1 protein-coding gene is annotated in these 255 nt (G+C 35.3%); it reads left to right on the top strand.

The genetic code is table 11. The features are described 5' to 3' along the window. Positions 1-139: 139 nt before the first annotated feature. Positions 140-255: transposase (locus TEPIDINF_RS14985; RefSeq protein WP_421692408.1), on the top strand; the 116-nt coding region annotated here is incomplete at its 3' end.

The following is a 255-nucleotide window of genomic DNA, read 5'->3' as shown; positions in this document are numbered from 1 at the left end:
AGAAGTCTCCCACTTCTAAACGTGAAGGTGTGCCAGCACCAGTGAAAGTAGGAGATGAATTTCGGTTAGGCGTAGCCTAAAGTTGTCTTTTTTTGCTATGATATAATCAGTCTTATATAAATGAAAGACTGATATATCAATGAAATTAGACAGTAATAACCATTCTGTGTTCCTCCTATATTATCATCTTGTTCTGGTCGTAAAATATCGCAGACAAGTGATTGATGATACCATATCTGACTATGCAAAAGATAT

It is taken from the genome of Tepidibacillus infernus (genome assembly GCF_048898065.1).
GTDB lineage: Bacteria > Bacillota > Bacilli > Tepidibacillales > Tepidibacillaceae > Tepidibacillus_B > Tepidibacillus_B infernus.
Note: the sequence above shows the minus strand (reverse complement) of the source record. Positions and strands in the feature narration are given on the sequence as shown.